Below are 22,286 nucleotides of genomic sequence, written 5' to 3'. Positions count from 1 at the left end.
GCTGCGCTGCTGATGGTCACCACGCCCGCGATCACCGAGCTGCTGGCCGGCACGGCCCGCGGCGATGCGGCGGCGCTGCAGCAGCTCTACGCGCTGCTGTACCCCGAGATCAAGCGCGTGGCCCGCATGCGGCTGGCACAGAGCGGCGCCCAGGGCCGCGCCTGCGGACTGGACACCACGGCCCTCGTGCATGAGGGCTTTCTGCGCATGGCCGACCAGCAAGGCCTGCAGGGCGACACACGCGGCCAGTTCTTCGCCTACGTGGGCCGCGTGCTGCGCTCGGTCGTCATCGACCACCTGCGCACCGAGGGCCGTGACAAGCGCGGCGGCGACGCCGTCATGGTGACGCTGTCGGCCGCCGGAGACGTGGCCGCCGTGCAGAGCCAGGCCGTGGACCTGATCGGCCTGGACCAGGCGCTGGCGCGCATGCGCGCGTTCGACGAGCCGCTGTACGAGCTGATCGAGATGATCGGCTTCGCCGGCCTGACCATCGCCGAGGTGGCGGCGCTGCGCGAGGTCTCCACGCGCAGCATCAACCGCGAGCTGCTGAAGGCCCGGGCGCTGCTGCAGGAACTGCTGGGCGACCCGCCGAACACCGTCTACTGATGAGCGCCGGCCTGCAGCCCGAGGACTGGCAGCGGCTGTCCCCGCTGTTCGACGAGCTGGCCGAGCTGCCAGCGGCGGCCCGCGCCGAACGGCTGGCCACACTGCAGCCGCCCGAGCTGGCCGCGCGGCTGGCCCGCATGCTGGCGGCGCTGCCGCCGGACGACGCGACCGTCACGCTGGGCGTGTCCGGCTTCGGTGACCAGCTGGCGCACGCACTGGCCGCCCCGGCTCCGGACGCCGCCGCCCCGCGAACGGGCGACCGCTTCGGCGCCTGGCGCCTGTGCGAGCTGCTGGGCGAAGGCGGCATGGGCCAGGTGTGGCGGGCCGAGCGCGCCGACGGGCTGTACCAGGGCCAGGCGGCCATCAAGCTGCTGCGCGACGACGTGGCCGGCCCCGGGCTGGCTGCGCGCTTCGCCCGCGAACGCGCGCTGCTGGGCCGCCTCACCCACCCCGGCATCGCCCGGCTGCTGGATGCCGGCGAGCAGGACGGGCGCGCCTTCCTGGTGCTGGAGCATGTGGTGGGGCACACGCTGTCCGAGCATGTGCGCACGCAGCGGCTGGACCTGAACGCCCGCATGCGCCTGCTGATCCGGATCGCCCGCGCCGTGGAGCATGCGCATGCGCAGCTCATCGTCCACCGCGACCTCAAGCCCAGCAACGTCATGGTGGACGACGCCGGCCACACCAAGCTGCTGGACTTCGGCATCGCCGGTCTGCTGGACCCCTCGGGCCAGCAGGCCGACAGCCAGCTCACGCAGCTGTCCGGCCGGCGGCTGACGCCGGCCTACGCGGCGCCCGAGCAGATTCTCGGCGGGCCCATCGGCGCGGCGGCCGACGTCTACTCGCTGGGCGTCATGCTGTACGAGCTCGCCAGCGGCCAGCTGCCCTTCGGCCAGCGCGGCGCCAGCCGCACGGCGCTGGAGCATGCCGTGCTGCACGGCCAGGCCCAGCGCATCACGCGCAGCCTGGGCCAGGCCGACGACGCCAGCAGCGGGCAGGGCCCGGGGCGGCCGGCCGACGCGCGCCGCGCCGCGGGCGACCTGGAGGCCGTGGCGGCCAAGGCGATGCGCCGCGATGCCGCCGAGCGCTATGCCAGCGTGGGCAGCTTCATCGACGACCTGGAGCGCTGGCTGGCGCAGCGCCCGGTCAGCGTGCGCGCGGAGGACTGGCGCCACCGCGCGCGGCTCTGGCTGCGGCGCAACGCGGCACTGGCCGGCGGCGCGGCGCTGGTCTTCGCAGCGCTGAGCCTGGGCCTGGGCCTGAGCCTGTGGCAGCGCGACCAGGCCCAGGCCGCCGCGCGCCAGAGCGAGGAAGTCACGCGCTACCTGACCGAGCTGCTGGCCTCGGCCAACCCCGATCGCCACGGCGGCCAGATCCCCACCATCTTCGAGGTGCTGGAGAAAAGCCGGGCCGACCTGAAGCAGCGCTTTGCCGGCGACGAGCTGACCTACCTGCGCGTGCTGGACGTGATGGTGGCGACCTACTCCGACATGAACCGCCACGACATCGCCATCCCGCTGGCGCAGGAGTTCATCGCGCTGAACGCCAGGCGCTGGGGCGATGACGACGAGCGCACGCGCATCGCGCGGCTGCGGCTGGCGCGCATCTACACGGCGCTGAACTCGCCGCTGGAGGTCATCGCGCTGGGTGAGCCGCTGCTGCCGGTGCTGGCACGCGCGCCGGCCGGCTCCGAGCAGGAGAACGACCATGTCAACCTGCTCTACCAGCTCATCGTGGCCTATGCCGGCGCGGGCCGCTTTGCAGACGCGGAGGCCATGCACGTGCGGGCCTGGCCCATCGTGCAGCGGCAGTTCAAGCCCAGCGACTTCGAGTACCCGTACTACAACGCCTACCTCTACCAGCTGCGGCTCGCGCAGGGCCGGCTGCTGGACGCCGAGCGCCTCATCGAGGCCACGCGCGCCTCCTGGGCCACGGCGCCCGCACACCGCGCCCGCTTCGTGACGCGCCTGCGCCAGCACGTGTGGAACATCCAGGCCCGGCTGGGGCGCGCGGAGGGCAGCGTCGCGGTGGCGCGGCAGATCGTTGCCGACATGGACGCGCTGCTGGGCCCCGGCAACTCCAGCAGCCAGCGCATGCGCGCCGACCTGGCCCGCCACCTCGTGGAGCTGGGCGACTACGCGCAGGCCGTGCAGGTGCATGACGAACTGGAGCGCATGCTGCCACCAGAGGCCGCAGGCCACCCCACGCTGCGCCTGCCGCGCGAGAGCGCCGCGCTGCTGGCCCGCGCGCTGGCGGCACCCGAGCGCGCTACAGACTGGCTGCCTACGGCTCACCGCCTGGCCGATGAGCTGGCGCGCAGCCCTGACATCTCCGGCCCGCCCTGGGCCGAGGCCGGCATGGCCGTCACGCGCGTGGCGCTGCGCCTGGGCGACCTGCCGCTGGCGCGGCGCACGCTGGCGCGGCTGCAGACGCAGGACGCGCAGCCCTGGCTGCGCACCCACGCGCAACTGGCCAGCCGCATCGCGCAGCTGCACGGCGAACTGCTGCGCGCCGAGGGCCGGCACGACGCCGCGGTCACCGCGCTGCGCCAGCGCGTGGCGCTGTTGGACGCCCTGCCCCAACCGCAGGGCCTGCCGCACTGGCGCGCACAACTGGACCTGGCCGCCAGCCTTGCGCGCACGCCCGAGGCCGCCGCCGCCCTGGCGCGTGCCGACGCCCTGCGCCCGGACTGGCTGGCCGCCCACCCGCTGGACGCGCTGCGCGCCGAGCTGGGCCGGGGCCGCTGGCAGCCGCACTGGGCCGGGCAGTTCTGAACGAGAACGACGGTATTTAGAGTCGTCAATCTAGGTTTTAGAGGCAACTTGCCACGCAAAAAACGTGTTTTCCCGCTGCGGCCCCTGCCCGGCACGCGGTAACTTCGCATTTCCCAAACAAGAAGTCCCCGGAGACATCCATGGCCACCATCGCCGCTGACCAGCTCGCCCTGCAACGCCTCTACCACTGGGAGCGCAGTGCCGGCCAGACCGTAACGCTGACGCAGCCCATGGGCGGCGGCGACATCAAGGACTTCACCTGGGCCCAGGTGGGCGACCAGGTGCGCCGCATGGCGGCCCACCTCAAGGCCCGCGGTGCCGCCGAGGGCTGGCCCGCTGACGCCAAGGTCGCCATCCTGTCCAAGAACTGCGCGTGGTGGCTGATGAGCGACCTGGCCATCTGGATGGCCGGCTACGTCAGCGTGCCGCTGTACCCGACGCTGGCGCCCGAGACGATCACGCAGATCCTGGAGCACAGCGAGTCGCGCTTCATCTTCATCGGCAAGCTCGACGGCTGGGAGGGCATGAAGCCCGGCGTGCCGGCCCACCTGCCCGGCGCGAGCTATGCGCTGTCGCCCGACGACGCCAAGAAGACCTACGAGGGCTGGGACGCCATCTGCGCCCGCACCGAGCCCATGAAGGACTCGCCGGTGCGTGGCGCCGACGAGCTCTGCACGCTGATCTACACCTCCGGCACCACCGGCCTGCCCAAGGGCGTGATGCACACCTTCGGCGCCTTTGCCTGGGCCGTGGACGCCGGCCTGAAGCGCATCCCCATGGTGGGCTCGGACCGCATGCTGTCCTACCTGCCGCTGGCCCACGTCGTGGAACGCACGCTGGTGGAACACGGCTGGCTGGCGCGCGGCATCCGGATCTTCTTTGCCGAGTCGCTGGACACCTTCACCGCCGACCTGCAGCGCGCGCTGCCGACGGTGTTCTTCAGCGTGCCGCGCCTGTGGGTCAAGTTCCAGCAGGGCGTGCAGGCCAAGATGCCGCCGCAGAAGATGAACAAGCTGCTGCGCCTGCCGATCATCGGCGGCCTGGTGCGCAAGAAGGTGCTGAAGGCGCTGGGGCTGAACCACTGCAAGTTCGCCGCCGGCGGCGCCGCGCCCATGCCAGTGGCGCTGCTGGAGTGGTACGCCACGCTGGGCCTGCACATCAACGAGGGCTACGGCATGACCGAGAACCTCGCGCTGTCCCACCTGACCCTGCCCGGCAAGAACCAGCGCGGCACCGTGGGCCCGGCCTACGAAGGCGTGCAGGTGCGCATCGACCCCACCTCGGGCGAACTGCAGATGCGCAGCCCCGCCGTCATGCTGGGCTACTACAAGGCGCCCGAGCAGACGCGCGACAGCTTCACCGAAGACGGCTGGCTGCGCACCGGCGACAAGGCCAGCCAGGACAAGGACGGCTGCGTGCGCATCACGGGCCGCGTGAAGGACCTGTTCAAGACCAGCAAGGGCAAGTACGTGGCGCCCGCGCCCATCGAGGACAAGCTGGGCATGAACCCCGCCATCGAGGCGGTCTGCGTGGCCGGCGCCAACCTGGGCCAGCCGCTGGGCATCGCGATGCTGTCGCCGCAGGGCGTGGAGCGCGCCGCCAGCGACGCCGCCGGCCTGCAGGCCGAACTGGCCCGGCACCTGGAAGACGTCAACGCCAAGCTGGACCCGCATGAGCAGCTGGACACGCTGGTGCTCATCAAGACGCCGTGGACGGTGGACAACGGCTTCATCACGCCCACCTTCAAGGTCAAGCGCAACCGCGTGGAAGAGGTCTACGGCGGCAAGCTGGAAAGCTGGGTGGGCAAGCGGGCCAAGGTGCAGTTCGGAGACTGACGCGCCCCTCGCCCAGTCCAGCGCCGCTGCACGCGGGCAGGCCTGGTCGGTCTTGCAGACCGCGCCACGTCAACCACGCCAGTACTCCGCCCGCCCGTAGTGCGCCCGCAGATGCTCCACCCACAGCCGCGTCCGCAGCGGCAGGTGGCGTGACTGCGGGAACACCGCGTAGATGCCGTTGGGCGGCGCGGCGAAGTCGTCCAGCACGGTGACGAGCCGGCCGGCCGCGAGGTCGGCCTCCACCTCCCAGGTGCTGCGCCACGCGATGCCCAGGCCCTGCACGCACCAGTCGTGCAGCACCTGGCCGTCGCTGCAGTCGAGACGCCCTTGTGCGCGCGTCTCGGGCCGCAGGTGCTGCACCACGCCATCGACCTGGAAGGCCCAGCCGCGCACCTGGCTGGCCTCGGAGCTCAGCGTCAGGCAGGCATGCCGCGCCAGCTCATCGGGGTGGCGTGGCACGCCGGCGCGCTTCAGGTAGCCCGGCGACGCAACGCACAGGCGCCGGTTGTCGGCCAGCCGCGTGCTGACGAGGCTGGAGTCCGGCAGGTCGCCCACGCGCACGGCGCAGTCGAAGCCCTCGTGCACGATGTCCACGACGCGGTCGCTGAGGTTCAGCGACAGGCTCAGTTCGGCATGCTCGGCGAGAAAAGCCGGCACCAGCGGCGCCACGTGGCGGCGGCCGAAGCCGGCCGGTGCCGTCACGCGCAGGTGGCCGCTGGCCTTCAAGCCGCCGGCGCTGACCGCAGCCTCGGCATCGGCCAGCGACGCGATGAGGCGCTGGCAGTCCTCCAGGAAGGCCTGGCCCTCGGGCGTCAGCGTCAGCCGCCGCGTCGTGCGCAGCATCAGCTTCACGCCCAGCCGCGCCTCCAGTGCGTCCAGCCGCCGGCCCATGACGGCGGGCGCCAGCCCTTCCGCCGCGGCCGCCGCCGTCAGGCTGCCCTTGGCCGCCACAAGGACGAAGGACTCCATCTGCTTGAGCTTGTCCATGCGCTGATTGTGCTGAACTGCAGACGCAAACCCGGCTGATTCAACACTGATCTTTGCGTTTTCGTCACAGATTCCCTGCGTGCACGGCTGCGAATCGAGGGCTCGCGCAGCGGCAAGATGCACGGCAATCTGTCTTCGGTTTCGTCGTCTTTCGAGGAGCTTGTCCATGTCCACCACCCGCACCCCTCTCCACCGCCTGCAGGTCGATGCCGACCTGGCCCGCTTCATCGACACCGAAGTGCTGCCCGGCACCGGCGTCGCGCCGGACGCGTTCTGGGCCGGCTTCAGCCAGATCGCGCACGACCTGGCCCCCAAGAACCGCGCGCTGCTGGCCGAGCGCGACCGCCTGCAGTCCGAGCTGGACGCCTGGCACGAGGCCCACCCCGGCCCCATCACCGACATGCCGGCCTACCAGGCCTTCCTGAAGCGCATCGGCTACCTCGTGGAGCCGCCGGCACAGGTGCAGGCCACCACGGCCAACGTCGACGCCGAACTGGCCGTGCAGGCCGGCCCGCAGCTGGTGGTGCCCATCCTGAACGCCCGCTACGCGCTGAACGCCGCCAACGCCCGCTGGGGTTCGCTGTACGACGCGCTGTACGGCACCGACGCCATCCCCGAGACCGACGGCGCCACGCGCGCCGGCGCCTACAACCCGGTGCGCGGCGCCAAGGTCATCGCCTTCGCCCGGCAGGTGCTGGACCAGGCCGCACCGCTGGCCACCGGCTCACATGCCGAGTCGACGGGCTATCGCGTCGACAGCGGCCAGCTGGTTGTCACGCTGGCCTCTGGTGCCACCACCGGCCTGCAGGACCCCGCCGCCTTCGCGGGCTACCAGGGCGACGCCGCCGCACCCAGCAGCGTGCTGCTGGTCCACCACGGCCTGCACCTGGACATCCGCATCGACCGCAGCACCGCCATCGGCAAAACCGACCCCGCCGGCGTGGCCGACGTGGTGATGGAAGCCGCCCTGTCCACCATCCTGGACCTGGAAGACTCCGTTGCCGCCGTCGACGCCGAGGACAAGCTGCTGGCCTACCGCAACTGGCTGGGCATCCAGCTCGGCACGCTGACCGAGGAAGTCGCCAAGGGCGGCACCACCTTCACGCGCCGCCTGAACGCTGACCGCGTCTACACGGCCCCGAACGGCGGCACCGTCACGCTGCATGGCCGCTCGCTGATGTTCGTGCGCAATGTCGGCCACCTGATGACCAACCCGGCCATCCTGCTGGACGACGGCAGCGAGATTCCCGAGGGCATCATGGATGCGGTGGTCACGACCACCATCGCGATGCACGACCTCAAGCGCCGTGGCAACAGCCGCACCGGCAGCGTCTACATCGTGAAGCCCAAGATGCACGGCCCGGCCGAGGTGGCCTTCGCCGCCGAGCTGTTCACGCGCGTCGAGCAGCTGCTGGGCCTGCCCGACAGCACCGTCAAGCTGGGCATCATGGACGAGGAGCGCCGCACGTCCGTCAACCTGAAGGCCTGCATCGCCGCCGCGGCCAGCCGCGTGGCCTTCATCAACACCGGCTTCCTGGACCGCACCGGCGACGAAATGCACACCGCCATGCGCGCCGGCCCCATGCTGCGCAAGGGCGACATGAAGACGTCCAGCTGGATCCAGGCGTACGAACGCAGCAATGTGCTGACCGGCCTGGCCTGCGGGCTGCGCGGCCGCGCCCAGATCGGCAAGGGCATGTGGGCCATGCCCGACCTGATGGCCGAGATGCTGAAGCAGAAGATCGGCCATCCCAAGGCCGGCGCCAACACCGCCTGGGTGCCCTCGCCCACCGCCGCGACGCTGCATGCGCTGCACTACCACCAGGTGAGCGTCAGCGCCGTGCAGCAGGAACTGGAGAAGGTCGACCTCGCCGCCGAGCGCGACGCCATCCTGAACGCGCTGCTGACCATTCCCGTGGCGCCGACCGCAGACTGGACGCCCGAGCAGCGCCAGCAGGAGCTGGACAACAACGTGCAGGGCATCCTGGGCTACGTGGTGCGCTGGGTGGATCAAGGCGTGGGCTGCTCCAAGGTGCCCGACATCAACGGCGTGGGCCTGATGGAAGACCGCGCCACGCTGCGCATCAGCAGCCAGCACATCGCCAACTGGCTGCGCCACGGCGTGGTGAGCGCCGAGCAGGTGCGCGACACCTTCACTCGCATGGCCGCCGTGGTGGACGGCCAGAACGCGGGCGACCCGGCCTACAAGCCCCTGGCCGCGAACCCGCAGGGCGCGGCCATGCAGGCGGCGCTGGATCTCGTCTTCAAGGGCGAGGCCCAGCCCAGCGGCTACACCGAGCCGCTGCTGCATGCGTGGCGGCTGCGGGTCAAGCAGGAGGCGCGCGCCTGAGCAGGCTGCTAGGCTGGGCTGCATGCAACCCAACCGACTCTCCATGCCCCTGCTGGCGCTGCTGGGCAGCCTGGGCACCGCCCACGCCCAGGACACCGAACTGCAGCGCTGCCGTGGCCTCGCCGAAGGCAGCGCGCGGCTGGCCTGCTACGACACGCTGGCCGACAGCCGCGCCAGCCGCACGCGCCCAATGGTCGCGGCGGAGGCCATGCCTGCGCGGCAGGCCGAACGCTTCGGCCTGCCCGCCCGCGAGACGACTGCACAGGAAGTGCACAGCAGCGTCGGCACCGAGTTTGCCGGCTGGGGGCCCAACCAGGCCGTTACGCTGGCCAATGGCCAGGTCTGGCAGATTGCCGATGGTTCGTCGGCCTCCCTGCCCAAGGGCGCCCGCAAGGTCGTGGTGCGGCGCAGCCTGTTTGGCAGCTACCGCCTAGAGATCGACGGCCTGAACACGGCGCCTCAGGTCAGGCGGCTGGAGTAGGCAGGATGTCGAACGCGACGGTGAGGCGCGCCATCTCGTCGTCGAAGGGCCGCGTGCCATGCCACAGGTAGGACGGGAACAGCAGCAGCCGCCCCGGCAGCGGTGCTTCGAAACGCCACGGTGGCAATTGCGCGCGCAGCGGCTCGGGCAGGTCGGGCTCGCCGAACTGCAACCAGCCCTGCTGCGTTGCTGAGGCCAGCGCCGACGGCGGCGTCTGCACGTAGTAGCAACTGCTCAACCAGCCCTGACCGTGCACATGGCTGGTGTGAAAGCCCCCTCGCCGAAGCCGAGAACTCCAACTGCCTGCGAAACGCCACCCCGCAGTGCGCCGCCCCAGCAGCGGATGAGCAGCATCCTCTCGCCGTGTGGCCAGCCAGGCGTCAATCGCGCGCGCCACCTGGCTGCGCAAGGCCTGCACCGCCGGTAGCGCCAGGTCGAAGAGCTGGCCGTGCGTCTGCGTGCCTTGGCGCAGGGTCTGGTCAATCGGCGCCTCGCGGGCGGTGTGCAGTTCCGACAGCTCGGCGGCCAGTGATGCATTGAAGCTCGCGATGTCGCTCCATCCTGGCGGCGGCACCAGGTCGATCACGGCCACCAGTTCATCCAGGTCATGCAACCAGGCGGAACGCGGATCCTGCGTGAGCCGCCAGCCCAGGCCCTGCAGCGCCAGCGCGAGCTGGTCATGCGGCGTGTGCGCGAGCGCGCGCTGCGCGAGCGCCTGACCCTCGTTCACTCGGCCCGCCGCGAAGTGGCTGTGGGCCGCCTGCGTCAGCACGATCGCGTCATCAGGCGCCAAGACCAGCGCCTGGGCATGCGCGGCGCAGGCCTCGTCATGCCGTCCCAGCTGGCTCAGGGCACGCGCCTGGCCGGCCAGGTGGCTGGCACGTTGCGGTGCCAACCGTGCGGCGTGGGCGTAGGCCTGCAACGCTTCGTCGGGCCGCCCTGCAGCCAGCAGCAGCTGGCCGTGCAGGCCTGGAGCAAGGTCGCTGTCGGGCGTGTGAGACTGGGCGTGGCGCAGCTCCGCATCGAACTCGGCGTGGCCCAGCGCCCATCGCAAGCGCGTCAGATCCAGCAGGCCGAGCGCATGCTGCGGGTCCCGCGCCAGTACACGACGGTAGGCATCCAACGCCTCATCGACGCGGCCCAAAGCCTGCAGCGTGTTGCCATGGTTGTAGTGAGCATCAGGGACATCCAGGCCCAGGTCATGCGCCTGTTCATGGGCAGCCAACGCGGCCGCTAGTTGTCCCTGGCGATGCAGCACCACGCCCAGGTTGTGGTGCAGCGCCGCACGTTGCGGCGCGCGGGCCAGGGCTGCGCGCAAGCTGCGTTCGGCGGCAGGCAGCTGCCCCAACTCTTCCTGCAGCATGGCCAGCAGCTGCAAGGTGTCCACATCGTCAGGCGCCTGCTGCAGCGCCTGCTCGGCAACGCCCAGCGCGTCCGTGGCGCGCCCCAGCGCGCGCAGCAGCCGCGCGAGCTGATAGCGCGGCGCTGCCCAGCCGGGCTGTCGGTCTGCCGCCTGAGCAAACGCATGCGCTGCGTCGCCAGGCCTGCCTTGCACCTCCAGCACCTGGGCCAGCGCGTACCAGACCCGCGGCTGCTCAACGTCGCCCGCCAGGGCGCCGCGGAAGGCCTGCTCGGCCTCCGGCCAGCGCTGAGCCTGTGCGGCGATCTGCCCCAGCCCGGCCAGTGCCGGCGGTGTCCCGGGCGCGTGCCGCAGCACCTCGCGCAGCAGAGCCTCGGCCTGCGCTGCTTGCCCGTGGGACAGCGCACGCAACCCTTGCGTCAACAGGTCAGCGATAGGTGACGACAGCATGGTTCAGCGGTGTATGGAGCGAGATCAGCCCATGAAAAAGGGGCCCCGCAGGGCCCCGTTCCGATCGAGCACCCAACAGGGCGCTGACGATCAGAAGTTGGCCGTCAGGGACACCGTGTAACGGCGGCCCACCACGTCGTACGCACCCGGGTAGGTGTTGCCGTAGTTGTAGGTGCCATTGCCAATGCCTGTGCCGACGAACGGCGGCTTGGAGTCGAACAGATTGTTCACCGTCAGCGAGGCACGCAGGTTCTTGGACACCTGGTAGCCCAGGTTCAGATCGAAGTAGTCGACCTCAGGGATGGACTCGTAGGCCTTCACGAAGCGGCCAGCGCGGTTGTTGGCCGCACCCGTGGTCTGCACGGTGGTCGCCCCGATGTGGCGCCACACAACGCTGGCGCTCATGTCCTTGTGCGTCCAGCTGGTGCGCAGGCTGAAGCGGCGGTTGCTGTACGGGTTGGGGCCCACGTCCACGCCATAGTGGCCGTCACGCTCGATCGTGTCCAGCACCGGCAGCGCCTTGAAGTTGGCCTTGCCCAGCAGGCTGAGCTGCAGCGCGAAGTCCAGGCGTCCAAAGTCTAGACCGATGTTGCTCAGCGGGAAGCGGTAGTTCGCCCCGATGTCGATGCCCTCGTAGTCCAGCAGGCCGGAGTTGGAGGATTGCGTGTTGATGCCGTTGAAGCCATTGCCGCTCAAACCGCCGCTGCTGGGATTGCGCGCAATCATCTGGCAGAACGCGTTGTAGGTCAGGCCGGGGTTGCGGGCAGCGGTGTAGCAGCTGTCCACCACCTGGCTGGCAGAGGGCTCAGTGATGGCATCGGTGATCTTGATGCGCCAGAAGTCCACCGTGGCCGAAAATGCCGTGCCCACGGGCTCCCAGACCAAGCCGATGGTGGTCGTGTCAGCCTTCTCGGGGCCCAGGTTGGGGTTACCGCCGGAGGTGTTGGCCGCCTGGCTGGCCGACGGATTGGGCACGTTGCCGATCTGGCCAGTGGGCACGCCCGTCTGCTGGCACAGGTTGGTCAGCGAGCCGGCCACGCCGGCCTGACCGGCACTGATTGCCGAGCCGGCGCAGGGGTCGGCACTCAGCGTGGCAAGACCCGTGACGACCGGCGCATACAGCTCGTTGACGTTGGGCGCGCGTGTGGCGCGCTGCTGTTCGCCGCGGAAACGCAGGCCGCGCATCGGGGCCCAGTCCAAGCCCGCCTTCCAGCTGCTGTAGCTCTTGCCGGTGACGGCAGTCTTGAAGTCGGTGTCGCGGTAACCCAGGCCCATGTTCAGGCTGTGAATCAGAGGCTTGTTGGCCACCAGCGGCAGGTTGGCTTCGACGAAGGTCTCCTTGAACTGGATGACACCCGCACGGTCCGGCGTCGGTGCGCCGCTGCCCAGCAGTTCACCGGAGGTCTGCACGACGTTGTCGGACTTGTTGCCGCCGGTGACCTTGCGGTCCTCGTAACCGAAAGCCAGGCTCAGCGGGTTGCGCGCCCACGGGCTCTTGACCATGCTCACTTCACCGCTGGCCGACGCCGCCATCACACGCTGATCGACACGTGTGGTCTGGAAGGTCGGAATGGAGATGTAGGACAGCATCTCCGGCGTGATGCTGCCGACACCGCCGAACACGTTCAGCGGTACGCAGCCACCCGTGGTGACCGAGCAGCTGGTGGTGCTGAAGGCGCGCAGCGCCTGCTGGGTCTTGGTGCGCGAGAAGCCGTTGGCCGTGGTCAAGGTCTGGTCAGCGCGGCCGCTCTGGTAGTACGCGTCGTAGCTCCAGCCTTCCAGCAACGGCAGATCGCCACGCAGGCCGAAGGTGTACTGGTTGGACGTGTTGTCGTAGTTGTAAACACGCGGGCCGGCCTCGACGAAGCGGCGGCCGATGAGCAGGTTGATTTCCTGCGTGCCGGCGGCGCCGGCCACGCAATTGGCGGCCGTGATGCCATACGCGGCGCACAGCTGCGTGCGCACGGCAGGCGTGATGAACGGGTTACCGATCGGCACCGCGAACGACTGCAGGAAGGTGCCCGACGGCGCCAGGTTCAACGTGACCAGGCTGCGGTTGTGCAGGAACTCGCCGTAAACCTCGGCGTTGTCGTTGATGCGGAAGTGGCCCATGGCGGTGGCCTGGGTCCGCTTGAGCGGCGTCTCGAAGTAGTTGGGCGGGTTGGTGTTGTAGCCGTCCGGCGGCACCAGACCGTTGCCGGCGCGCAGCAGGCCGGTGGTCGCGTCGATGACGCGGTCGCCCGGCAGCGTGGTGCTGGCCGGCGCAGGGAACTGGAACACGGCCGGCGCCGCGGTCTGCGAGAAGCCGCCCGCTGTGCCGGTGCGCGACGAGATCACGGTCTGCGCAAAATCACGATCGCCCAGCACGACCGGGTCGGTCTTGGTGGTGCCGATGTGCAACACGACGTTGCCACGGCCCTCGCCCAGGTTGGCACCAACCGTCAGGTCGTGCTTCATGCGCTTGCCGTCACCCGCCTCGGTGGTGCTGTAAAGCGTGGTGGCCTCGACGCCCGAGAAATTGCGCTTGGTGATGAAGTTGACGACCCCCGACACCGCATCGGCGCCGTACACCGCCGAGGCGCCGCCCGTCACCAGATCCACCCGCTCCAGCAGCGAGACCGGAATGGCATTGGTATCCACCGTGCCGCCCAGCGTTGCCGGCACGAAGCGGCGACCGTTGATCAGCACCAGCGTGCGGTTGGTACCCAGGCCCCGCAGGTCAATGGACGCCGTCCCGTTAGAGCCGTTGTTCACCGTGGGGCCGATCGCCGGGTAAGCCGCCGGCAGGCCGCGCATCATTTCCTCGACCGCCACCGGCTGGCGAGCGCCAATGTCTTCTTTGCCGACCGAGGTGATGGGGCTGCTGGATTCGGCACCAATCGACTTGATGCGCGAGCCCGTGATTTCGATGCGCTCGAGCTTCTGGGGTTCGGCGTCCTGCGCGTAGGCAGGTACGGCCGCAATCGTGCCGAGCATGGCGACCACAGCGGCGCTGCGGGCGTGGCGTTTGAACATTCGCGACTCCTTTGTGAGGACGTTCAGGGGGAATGGGGTGACCCGTCGACAGTGAAGCGATCCGCTTCATGCGGACGCCTTTTGACGCGGCGCAGTCTGGCGAGGCGCGCCACCGTCGCTGCCCCGTGTTGGCCCCTATAGACGCAGGTCAAGTGCCAAAAGCATCGAGTTTGAAAACAAATATCAGGGTTCACCCGGAGCGTTGTACGAATTTCACGTTGCTGCGCAGCAACAAATAAACACATGGCACGCACGGTTGGCCAGCGCAAACCGTCCGACATCACGACACATCGACGGAATCTGCGCATTGGCGGCTTGTCAAGCCCCTCAAGCTGTCTCTTTCCTGTCACAGCCACATGAAGGCTTTACGAAACCGAAACAGCCGGTGGCAGAGCGCGGCACAGACAAGAAAATGTCAATCAAATCATCCACTTAGCAAACCTGGCACCACACCAGTCAACGCCAACTGCGCGGCGCCAGATCAGCGCCGCGTGTGGCCCCTGGACTTTCCCTGAGCGCGAGACCTGCTGATGCCTCGGGACAATGCTCACCGATTCCCCCATCGGGAAAACGTGCAGGCACCTGACTCTGGCGCCTCGCGGTGTTCATGACCTATCCGGTCAACTTGGAGTTCTCATGCATAAACGAACCCTGATCTCCACGGCAGCAGCAGCTGCCCTGAGCTTGATCGCTTCTTCCGCCATCGCCCAGGCACAGGGCAACGCCCAGCAACTGGAGCGTGTTGAGGTCACCGGCAGCCGCATCCTGTCGCTGAACGCCGAATCGGCTGCCCCGATCCAGGTCCTCAGCGCCGCAGACATCGCCGCATCTGGCGTGGCCAATCTGCAGGAACTGCTGCTGAAGAGCCCGGTCTTCGGCACCCCGGCCATCAGCCGCACCAACTCCAACTTCTCGACCTCCAGCGCCGGCGTGGCCACGGTGGACCTGCGCAACCTGGGCTCCAACCGCACCCTGGTGCTGGTGAACGGCCGCCGCTACGTCTCCGGCGTTCCCGGTGACACGGCGGTGGACTTCAACACCATCCCCGCTGACTTCATCGAGCGCATCGAAGTGATGACCGGTGGCTCGTCGTCGACCTACGGCTCCGACGCCGTGGCCGGCGTGGTCAACGTCATCCTGAAGCGCAACTTCCAAGGCCTGCGCATGGACGCGCAAGTCGGCGTGAGCGAAGAAGGCGACGACAAGAAGAAGAAGGTCAGCGTGACCTTCGGTATGAACGGTGCTGACGGCCAGGGCAACCTGATGGTCAACCTGTCGGCCAGCCAGCAGGGCGCCGTCTTCTCGCGCAACCGCGATTTCGCTGCCGTCGACCAAGCCTCGCGTGGTGCCTTCGTGACCGGCGATGTGGCAGACATCTTCACCGTTCAGCGCCCCTTCTATTCGAGCTTCGCCCCGCAAGGCCGTTTCTTCTACAACAACGGCACCGCGAACCGCAACTTCACCTACAACGCTGCTGGCCAGGAGATTCCGTTCTCGACGAACGGCCCTGCCGGTGACGGCGTTGGCGCAACGGGCTACAACCGTTCGTCTGTCCGCACCATCGCCATCCCGACGGATCGCCTGATGCTGGCCAGCAAGGGCGAGTTCAACCTCACCGAGTCACACACCGCCTTCTTCGAGGCCAACTACGCCGCGACGAAGACCAAGACCGAGCTCGAGCCCTTCCCGCTGGACTCCACTGACCTGGGTGGCCTGATCCCGGCTGAGTTCATGGTCAACGGCGTCAAGATGCGCAACCCGCTGGTGCCGGACACGATCTACAACAACGCGGTTGACCGCGACGGCGACGGCCTGAAGGACTACAACTTCACCCGCCGCATGTCCGACATCGCCAACCGTGGCAACAAGGCTCAGCGAGACACCTTCCGCCTGCTGACCGGCGTCAAGGGTGAGCTGACCAAGACCTGGTCCTACGACGCGTACGCCGCCCACTCGTTCACGAAGGAAGGCCAGACCGGCACCGGCCAGGTCAACGTCATGAACTTCATGAACGCGCTGAGCGCGGTGGCCGACGTCAATGACGTCAATGGCAACGGCAACACCACCGAAGCCATCTGCAAGGACGCCATCGCGCGTGCGCAGGGCTGCGTGCCGGCCAACATCTTCGGCGCCAACAAGCTGAGCGCAGAGGCCGCCAAGTACATCCACGCCCCCTCGTCGCTGAACACCCGCATCACGCAAACCCTGGTGGGCGGCACCGTGACGGGCGAGCCGTTCGAGCTGCCGGCCGGTCCGCTGGGCGTGGCGATCGGCGCGGAATACCGCAAGGAAACGTCGAACCAAGAGTTCGACGCGCTGACGCAGACCGGCCTGAACGCCGGCAATGCGCTCCCCAACACGGCCGGCTCCTTCGACGTGAAGGAAGCCTTTGTTGAAGTGCGCGCCCCGCTGCTGAAGAGCCTGCCGTTGATCAAGTCGCTGGATGCGCAACTGGCCGTGCGTCAGGGCAAGTACTCCACCGTGGGTGACACCACCAGCTGGAACAGCGGCCTGGACTGGGGCATCAACACGACCTTCCGTGTTCGTGCCAACTACGCCGTGTCGACCCGCGCCCCCAACATCAGCGAGCTGTATCAGGCACCGTCGCAAACCTTCCCGACCGGTCTGGTGGACCCCTGCCAGGGCAAGACCCTGACGGCCACCGACGCCGTCTCCGTCGCCTGCCGCACCAACCCCGGTGTGGTCGCCAACATGAACGCCAACGGCGGCGTGTTCAAGCTGACGCAGTCCGACCTGCAGGGCATCAGCGGCTTCGACAGCGGCAACCCCAAGCTGGGCGCCGAGAAGGGCAAGTCCACGACCATCGGCATCGTCATCACCCCGAAGACGATCGACCTGCTGCGTGACTTCACGTTCACGGCTGACTACTACAAGATCAAGATCGCGGACGCCATCAACACGCCGGGACGCCAGTACGCGCTGAACCAGTGCTACGGCGGTGGCAACACCACGTTCTGCAACTTCATCACCCGTCGCCCGGCCGATATCGGCCCGAACAGCGCTGGCTCGCTGGAGTTCATCGACGAGACCGCTGCCAACACCGGTGGTGACCTGGTCGAGGGCGTGGACCTGACCGCCAGCTACCGCACCAAGCTGTTCGGTGGCGTGTTCAATTCGCGCATCGCCTACACCTACATCATGAAGTCCTACAACCAGCCGACCCCTCAGGCTGACAAGGACTACTCGCAGGGTGAAGTCGGCAACGCGCGCAACCGCTGGGTGCTGAACCTGGGCTACAACATCGGCAACATCGGTGTGGCAGCCACGACGACCTACTTCGGTCAGTCGTACCTGGAGGACACGTTCATGCGTGACACCTTCGGCAGCACCAACAAGATGGACGGCAAGATCAAGGCTCGCGCCTACCTGGACCTGCAGGCCAACTACAAGATGGGCAAGAGCGAGATCTACTTCGGCATCGACAACGCCACGGCCACCAAGGCGCCCCCGATCATCTCGGGTCTGCCTGGCAACACGACCGGCGCGGAAACCAACGCCAGCGTCTACGATCCGATCGGCCGTCGCTACTACGTCGGTCTGCGCTACAGCCTGTAAAGGCTGGCTCCACGGTGCCTGTTCCGGCAGGCATCGCCAAGGAAAAGCACATCCGCGCGATGTGCTTTTTTTTGCGTGCTCATCTCGTAACGCCCCATGATTGACGCCCTGATCCCGCCCCCCGACGTCCTCATCATCGGTGCCGGCCCCGCCGGCAGCGCCTGCGCGCGCCTGCTGGCGCAGGCTGGCGTGGACGTGCTGCTGGTGGACCAGCACGCGCCAGGCCGCGACAAGACCTGCGGCGACGGCCTCATCCCCGACGCCCATCAGGCGCTCGCGCGGCTGGGGCTGCTGGACACCGTGGTGCAGCGCGCGCAGCACGTGGCGCATGTGGGCTGCATCGGCCCGGGCGGCGGGCGCGTGGACGTGCCGGGCCGCCTGGCCGTGCTGCCGCGCAAGCAGCTGGACGCGCTGCTGCTGCAGGCCGCCCGCGATGCCGGCGCGCGCTTCGAGCAGGCGCGCTTCGAGGCGCCGCTGGAGGAGGCCGGCCGCGTCGTCGGCGCGCGTCTCAAGCGTGGCGACGACCTGCTGGAGGTGCGCACGCCGTGGGTGGTGCTGGCCACCGGGGCGGTGCCCAAGGCGCTGTCGGCCGCCGGCATGTGCGAGCGCCACACACCCAGCGGCGTGGCGCTGCGCGGCTATGTCAAGGCGCCGCAGATGGTCGGCAAGATCCAGGCGCTCGAAGTCGTCTGGGACAAGGCGTTGAGGCCGGGCTATGGCTGGATCTTCCCGGCGCCCGATGGCCACTTCAACATCGGCGTGGGTGTCACCAACTCGCACGAAGACCGCGATGGCAAGGGCCAGAAGAAGGACGCCAACCTGCGCGCCATCTTCGACGCCTTCGTCGCCAAGTACCCGCCCGCCGCCGAGCTGATGCGCGTGGGCGAGAAGCAGGGCGAGGGCGAGCAGTGGCTCAAGGGCGCGCCGCTGCGCTTCACGCTGGAGGGCGCGCGCTGGACGCGCCCGGGCCTGCTGGTCACTGGCGAGGCGGCGGGCTCCACCTACTCCTTCACCGGCGAGGGCATCGGCAAGGCGATGGAGACCGGCATGCTGGCCGCTGACGCGCTGCTCGCCCACCGCCACGAGGCCGACGGCGACGCGGCCGTGCGCGCCCGCTACGAAGCCGGGCTGGCAGCCCTGAAGCCCAAGTTCAAGCTCTACGAGGCCGCCAACCGCGTCAACGCCCACCCCTGGCTGGCCGACCTCGTGATCTGGCGCGCCCGCAAGAGCGAGCGCGTGCTGCGCCGCCTCAGCGGCGTGCTCAACGAGACCAGCAACCCGGGCAACATCGTCAGCCTCAAGGGCATCATGCGGCTGTTCCTAGACTGATCAGACGCGTTCGACGATCAGCGCGATGCCCTGCCCCACGCCAATGCACATCGTGCACAGCGCGTAGCGGCCGCCGGTCACTTCCAGCTGATTGACGGCCGTCGTCACCAGGCGTGCGCCGCTGGCGCCCAGCGGGTGGCCCAGCGCGATGGCGCCGCCGTTCGGGTTCACGCGGGCGTCGTCGTCCGCGAGGCCCAGGTCGCGCAGCACGGCGAGGCCTTGGGCGGCGAAGGCCTCGTTGAGCTCGATGACGTCCATCTGCGCGAGCGTGAGACCGGTCAGCGCCAGCACCTTGCGCGTGGCCGGGGCCGGGCCGATGCCCATGATGCGCGGCGCCACGCCGGCCGTGGCCATGCCCACCACGCGGGCGCGCGGTGTGAGGCCGTGGCGGGCCGCTTCGGCCTCGCTGGCCAGCAGCAGCGCGCAGGCGCCGTCGTTCACGCCGCTGGCGTTGCCGGCTGTCACGCTGCCCTCGGGCGTCACCACGCCCTTGAGCTTGGCCAGGGCCTCCAGGCTGGTGGCGCGCGGGTGCTCGTCCAGCAGCACCTGCACCGGGTCGCCCTTCTTCTGCGGCACGGCCACCGGCGCAATCTCGCGCTCGAAGAAGCCCCTCTGCTGGGCCGCAATCGCCTTGGTTTGCGAGGCGAGTGCCATGCGGTCCTGCGCCTCGCGCTCGATGCCGAAGTCACGCGCGACGTTCTCGGCCGTCTCGGGCATGGAGTCCACGCCGTACGCCGCCTTCATCAGCTTGTTGACGAAGCGCCAGCCGATGGTCGTGTCGTAAACGGCGTTCGTGCGGCTGAAGGCGCTCTCGGCTTTGGGCATGACGAAGGGCGCGCGGCTCATGCTCTCCACGCCGCCGGCGATCATCAACCCGGCCTCGCCGGCGCGGATGGCACGCGCGGCGCTGCCCACCGCGTCCAGGCCCGAGCCGCACAGGCGGTTGATCGTGGCGCCGGGCACGTCCACCGGCAGGCCGGCCAGCAGCGCGGCCATGCGGGCCACGTTGCGGTTGTCTTCACCGGCCTGGTTGGCGCAGCCGTACAGCACGTCGGTCACCTGGGCCCAGTCGACGCGGGGGTTGCGGGCCATCAAGGCCTTGAGCGGCAGGGCGCCGAGGTCGTCGGTGCGGATGCTGGACAGCGCGCCGCCGTAGCGGCCGAAGGGGGTGCGGATGGCGTCGCAGATGAAGGCGTGGGTCATGGTGCAAGTCCTGAGCAGGTCACGACGTGGTGAGGCGGAGGTAAGGGCTCACGCGGTAGCGTTCGCCGCGGTGGTAGGCGTCCAGCCGGTCGAGCAGCGCGACGATGGCTGCCGCGCCCCAGCGCCCTTGCCACTCGAACGGGCCGGCGGGGTAGTTCACGCCCAGCTTCATCGCAGCGTCAGCGCCCTCCTCGCTGCACACGCCCTGCTGCACCGCGTCGTTGGCTTCGTTCACGAGCATGGCGATGGTGCGGGCGACGATGAGCCCCGGCACGTCCACCATCTCCACCGGCTGGAAGCCCGCGGCCGCCAGCCAGCCCACCGGCGCGTTGAAGTCGCCTGACTTGGCATAGGCCAGATGCGAGGGCTCGCCCAGCGGCAGGTCGAACACCACCACCGGCGCTTGCAGTTCGCGCTCGGCGGCGATCTCGCGGGCGGTGCGGCCGTCGGTCAGGCGCAGCTGCGTGCGGTCGACCTCCAGGCCCACCCAGTCGCTGGACGTGTCACGCGCAGCCTGCGGGAAGGCGGCCGCGAAACGGTCGGCCACGAAGCCGTGGCCGTGCACCACCAGGCGCTGCGCGGTGGGCGTGTCAGCGCCGGCGACCGGAACCGCCGGCGCACCCTCCGGGTATCGGTAAAAGCCCCGCCCGGTCTTGCGGCCCAGGTAGCCGGCGTCCACCAGCTCCTGCTGCACGAGGGACGGCGTGAAGCGGCGGTCGAAGAAGTTGGCGGCGAACACCGAGTTCGTCACGGCGAAGTTGGTGTCGTGGCCGATTAGGTCCATCAGCTCGCAGGGGCCCATGCGGAAGCCCGCGGCGCGCAGGCAGGCGTCGATGCGCTCCGGTGTGGCGGCCTGGTCCTGCAGCAGCATCAGCGCCTCGGCGTAGTACGGCCGGGCGATGCGGTTGACGATGAAGCCCGGCGTGGAGCGGGTGTGCACCGGCGTCTTGCCCCAGCGCGCGGCCAGCGTGGCGATGGCCTGGGCCACGTGGCTGTCGGTGCCCAGGCCCGACACCACCTCCACCAGCTTCATCAGCGGCACCGGGTTGAAGAAGTGCATGCCCACCAGGCGCTCCGGCCGCTTCATGCCGCGGGCCAGGGCGGTGACCGAGATGGACGAGGTGTTGGTGGCAATGATCGCGTCGTCGGCCAGCAGGGCTTCCAGCTCTGCGAACAGCGCGCGCTTGATGTCCAGGTTCTCGACGATGGCCTCGATGACCAGGTCGGCCGGCTGCAGCGCGGCCACGGGTGTGATGCGGGCCAGCGTGGCGGCCACGGCGTCGGCGGTCAGCTTGCCTTTGGCGGCCAGGCCTTCCAGCGTGGTGGCGAGCTTGGCCTTGGCGGCGTCGGCCGCACCGGCACGGGTGTCGAACAGGGCCACGGCATGGCCGGCCTGGGCGGCCACTTGCGCAATGCCGGCGCCCATGAGGCCGGCGCCGACGACGAGGATGCGGGCGTTGTCGAGGTTCATTCGGAAGCGTTCCAGTTCGGCTTGCGTTTGCCCAGGAAGGCGGCGAAACCTTCGCGGGCCTCGGGCGTGGTGCGCACGCGGGCAATCGTCTGCGCGGTGAGTTCGCGCACGTCGACCGTCACCGGGCCGGGCGCGAGGTGGGCATAGAGCTGCTTGATCTCGGCCTGCGCTGCGGGGCCGCAGGCGAGCAGGTCAGCCAGCAGCGCGTCCACGGCGGCGTCCAACTCGACCAGCGGCACCACGCGCTGCACCAGACCCACGCGCAGCGCCTCGGCGGCGTCGATGCGACTGGCAGTGAGCGCGAGGCGCCGCGCTTCGCGCAGGCCCACGGCATTGACGAGGTGCGGGCCGATGACGGCCGGCAGGATGCCCATGCGGGCCTCGCTGACGGCGAAGCTGGCGGCGTCGGACGCGACGGCCATGTCACAGGCCGCCACCAGGCCCACGCCGCCGCCCAAAGCAGCACCCTGCACGCGGGCCAGCGTCGGCTTCGGGCACTCGGCGATGCGCGCCAGCATGGCCGAGAAGCGGCGGGCGTCGGCGAGGTTGTCGTCCTGCGAGGCGGCCGCGGCGCGCTGCATCCACTGCAGGTCGGCCCCGGCGCTGAAGTGCTTGCCGGCACCGGCCAGCACCACGGCGCGCACGGTGGCGTCGGCACCCAGCGTGGCAAAGGCGGCGTCCAGTTCGGCGATCAACACCTCGTCGAAGGCGTTGAACACGGCGGGCCGGTTCATGGTGAGCACGGCCACACCGTCGGGCCGGTGGTCGAGTTGAAGGGCGGTCCAGTCAGGCATCCGGGCATTTTGCATTTTCCCGACCGATCGGTCGAACAACCATTCGCGCGCGGGA

General features: G+C 69.4%; 13 protein-coding genes. 7 read left to right on the top strand and 6 right to left on the bottom strand.

Annotation, left to right across the window (positions count from 1 at the left end; all coding sequences use genetic code 11):
• The first annotated feature begins 12 nt into the window (after nt 1-12).
• The 3 genes from NYO99_RS13735 to NYO99_RS13725 all read left to right on the top strand — a co-directional run bounded on the left by NYO99_RS13735 (nt 13) and on the right by NYO99_RS13725 (nt 5,215).
• Nucleotides 13-606, top strand: a complete 594-nt coding sequence (locus NYO99_RS13735) for an ECF-type sigma factor (RefSeq protein ID WP_268167784.1) — start codon at nt 13-15, stop codon at nt 604-606.
• Nucleotides 606-3,380: a serine/threonine-protein kinase gene (locus NYO99_RS13730; RefSeq protein WP_268167783.1), complete on the top strand. Its 2,775-nt coding sequence runs from the start codon at nt 606-608 to the stop codon at nt 3,378-3,380. The genes NYO99_RS13735 and NYO99_RS13730 overlap by 1 nt, the downstream gene beginning before the upstream one ends.
• Nucleotides 3,381-3,520: 140 nt before the next feature.
• Nucleotides 3,521-5,215, top strand: coding sequence for an AMP-binding protein (locus NYO99_RS13725; protein ID WP_268167782.1), 1,695 nt, complete (start codon nt 3,521-3,523; stop codon nt 5,213-5,215).
• A gap of 69 nt (nt 5,216-5,284) precedes the next feature.
• On the opposite strand, the gene NYO99_RS13720 is transcribed toward NYO99_RS13725, so the two are convergent.
• Nucleotides 5,285-6,202, bottom strand: coding sequence for a substrate binding domain-containing protein (locus NYO99_RS13720; RefSeq protein ID WP_268167781.1), 918 nt, complete (start codon nt 6,200-6,202; stop codon nt 5,285-5,287).
• 166 nt (nt 6,203-6,368) lie between these two features.
• On the opposite strand from NYO99_RS13720, the gene NYO99_RS13715 reads away from it, so the two are divergent.
• Nucleotides 6,369-8,552 carry a malate synthase G gene (locus tag NYO99_RS13715; protein WP_268167779.1) on the top strand — a complete coding sequence of 728 codons (2,184 nt, stop codon included), beginning with the start codon at nt 6,369-6,371 and terminating at the stop codon, nt 8,550-8,552.
• A gap of 22 nt (nt 8,553-8,574) precedes the next feature.
• Nucleotides 8,575-9,033, top strand: coding sequence for a hypothetical protein (locus NYO99_RS13710; RefSeq protein ID WP_268167778.1), 459 nt, complete (start codon nt 8,575-8,577; stop codon nt 9,031-9,033).
• On the opposite strand, the gene NYO99_RS13705 is transcribed toward NYO99_RS13710, so the two are convergent.
• Together NYO99_RS13705 and NYO99_RS13700 are read right to left on the bottom strand one after the other, a co-directional pair.
• Nucleotides 9,017-10,843, bottom strand: a complete 1,827-nt coding sequence (locus NYO99_RS13705) for a tetratricopeptide repeat protein (RefSeq protein ID WP_268167777.1) — start codon at nt 10,841-10,843, stop codon at nt 9,017-9,019. The genes NYO99_RS13710 and NYO99_RS13705 overlap by 17 nt on opposite strands.
• Before the next feature lie 90 nt (nt 10,844-10,933).
• On the bottom strand, nt 10,934-13,858 hold the full coding sequence (locus tag NYO99_RS13700) for a TonB-dependent receptor domain-containing protein (protein ID WP_268167776.1): 2,925 nt from the start codon (nt 13,856-13,858) through the stop codon (nt 10,934-10,936).
• A gap of 636 nt (nt 13,859-14,494) precedes the next feature.
• On the opposite strand from NYO99_RS13700, the gene NYO99_RS13695 reads away from it, so the two are divergent.
• Both NYO99_RS13695 and NYO99_RS13690 read left to right on the top strand, forming a co-directional pair.
• A complete protein-coding gene (locus tag NYO99_RS13695; RefSeq protein ID WP_268167775.1) occupies nt 14,495-17,434 on the top strand; it encodes a TonB-dependent receptor domain-containing protein in 2,940 nt (979 codons plus the stop codon).
• 96 nt (nt 17,435-17,530) lie between these two features.
• Nucleotides 17,531-18,763, top strand: coding sequence for an NAD(P)/FAD-dependent oxidoreductase (locus NYO99_RS13690; RefSeq protein ID WP_268167773.1), 1,233 nt, complete (start codon nt 17,531-17,533; stop codon nt 18,761-18,763).
• On the opposite strand, the gene pcaF is transcribed toward NYO99_RS13690, so the two are convergent.
• From pcaF to NYO99_RS13675, 3 genes are read right to left on the bottom strand one after another with little or no spacing between them, the layout of a single operon-like run.
• A complete protein-coding gene (pcaF, locus tag NYO99_RS13685; protein WP_268167772.1) occupies nt 18,764-19,966 on the bottom strand; it encodes a 3-oxoadipyl-CoA thiolase in 1,203 nt (400 codons plus the stop codon).
• Nucleotides 19,967-19,985: 19 nt separating this feature from the next.
• Nucleotides 19,986-21,437 (bottom strand): 3-hydroxyacyl-CoA dehydrogenase, encoded by a 1,452-nt coding sequence (locus NYO99_RS13680; protein WP_268167771.1) that lies wholly within the window; start codon nt 21,435-21,437, stop codon nt 19,986-19,988.
• Nucleotides 21,434-22,231, bottom strand: coding sequence for an enoyl-CoA hydratase-related protein (locus tag NYO99_RS13675; protein ID WP_268167770.1), 798 nt, complete (start codon nt 22,229-22,231; stop codon nt 21,434-21,436). The genes NYO99_RS13680 and NYO99_RS13675 overlap by 4 nt, the downstream gene beginning before the upstream one ends.
• Nucleotides 22,232-22,286 lie beyond the last annotated feature (55 nt).

This window comes from Roseateles hydrophilus (assembly GCF_026712245.1).
GTDB classification, from domain to species: Bacteria; Pseudomonadota; Gammaproteobacteria; order Burkholderiales; family Burkholderiaceae_C; genus Pelomonas; species Pelomonas hydrophilus.
The sequence above is the reverse complement of the archived record's forward strand: the minus strand, read 5'-3'. Positions and strand labels throughout refer to the sequence as shown.

Coding starts and splice junctions, on each gene's coding strand:
- NYO99_RS13680 (WP_268167771.1), bottom strand. CDS start 21,437: ATGAACCTCGACAACGCCCGCATCCTCGTCGTCGGCGCCGGCCTCATG.
- NYO99_RS13735 (WP_268167784.1), top strand. CDS start 13: ATGGTCACCACGCCCGCGATCACCGAGCTGCTGGCCGGCACGGCCCGC.
- NYO99_RS13700 (WP_268167776.1), bottom strand. CDS start 13,858: ATGTTCAAACGCCACGCCCGCAGCGCCGCTGTGGTCGCCATGCTCGGC.
- NYO99_RS13690 (WP_268167773.1), top strand. CDS start 17,531: ATGATTGACGCCCTGATCCCGCCCCCCGACGTCCTCATCATCGGTGCC.
- NYO99_RS13725 (WP_268167782.1), top strand. CDS start 3,521: ATGGCCACCATCGCCGCTGACCAGCTCGCCCTGCAACGCCTCTACCAC.
- NYO99_RS13720 (WP_268167781.1), bottom strand. CDS start 6,202: ATGGACAAGCTCAAGCAGATGGAGTCCTTCGTCCTTGTGGCGGCCAAG.
- pcaF (WP_268167772.1), bottom strand. CDS start 19,966: ATGACCCACGCCTTCATCTGCGACGCCATCCGCACCCCCTTCGGCCGC.
- NYO99_RS13730 (WP_268167783.1), top strand. CDS start 606: ATGAGCGCCGGCCTGCAGCCCGAGGACTGGCAGCGGCTGTCCCCGCTG.
- NYO99_RS13675 (WP_268167770.1), bottom strand. CDS start 22,231: ATGCCTGACTGGACCGCCCTTCAACTCGACCACCGGCCCGACGGTGTG.
- NYO99_RS13710 (WP_268167778.1), top strand. CDS start 8,575: ATGCAACCCAACCGACTCTCCATGCCCCTGCTGGCGCTGCTGGGCAGC.
- NYO99_RS13695 (WP_268167775.1), top strand. CDS start 14,495: ATGCATAAACGAACCCTGATCTCCACGGCAGCAGCAGCTGCCCTGAGC.
- NYO99_RS13715 (WP_268167779.1), top strand. CDS start 6,369: ATGTCCACCACCCGCACCCCTCTCCACCGCCTGCAGGTCGATGCCGAC.
- NYO99_RS13705 (WP_268167777.1), bottom strand. CDS start 10,843: ATGCTGTCGTCACCTATCGCTGACCTGTTGACGCAAGGGTTGCGTGCG.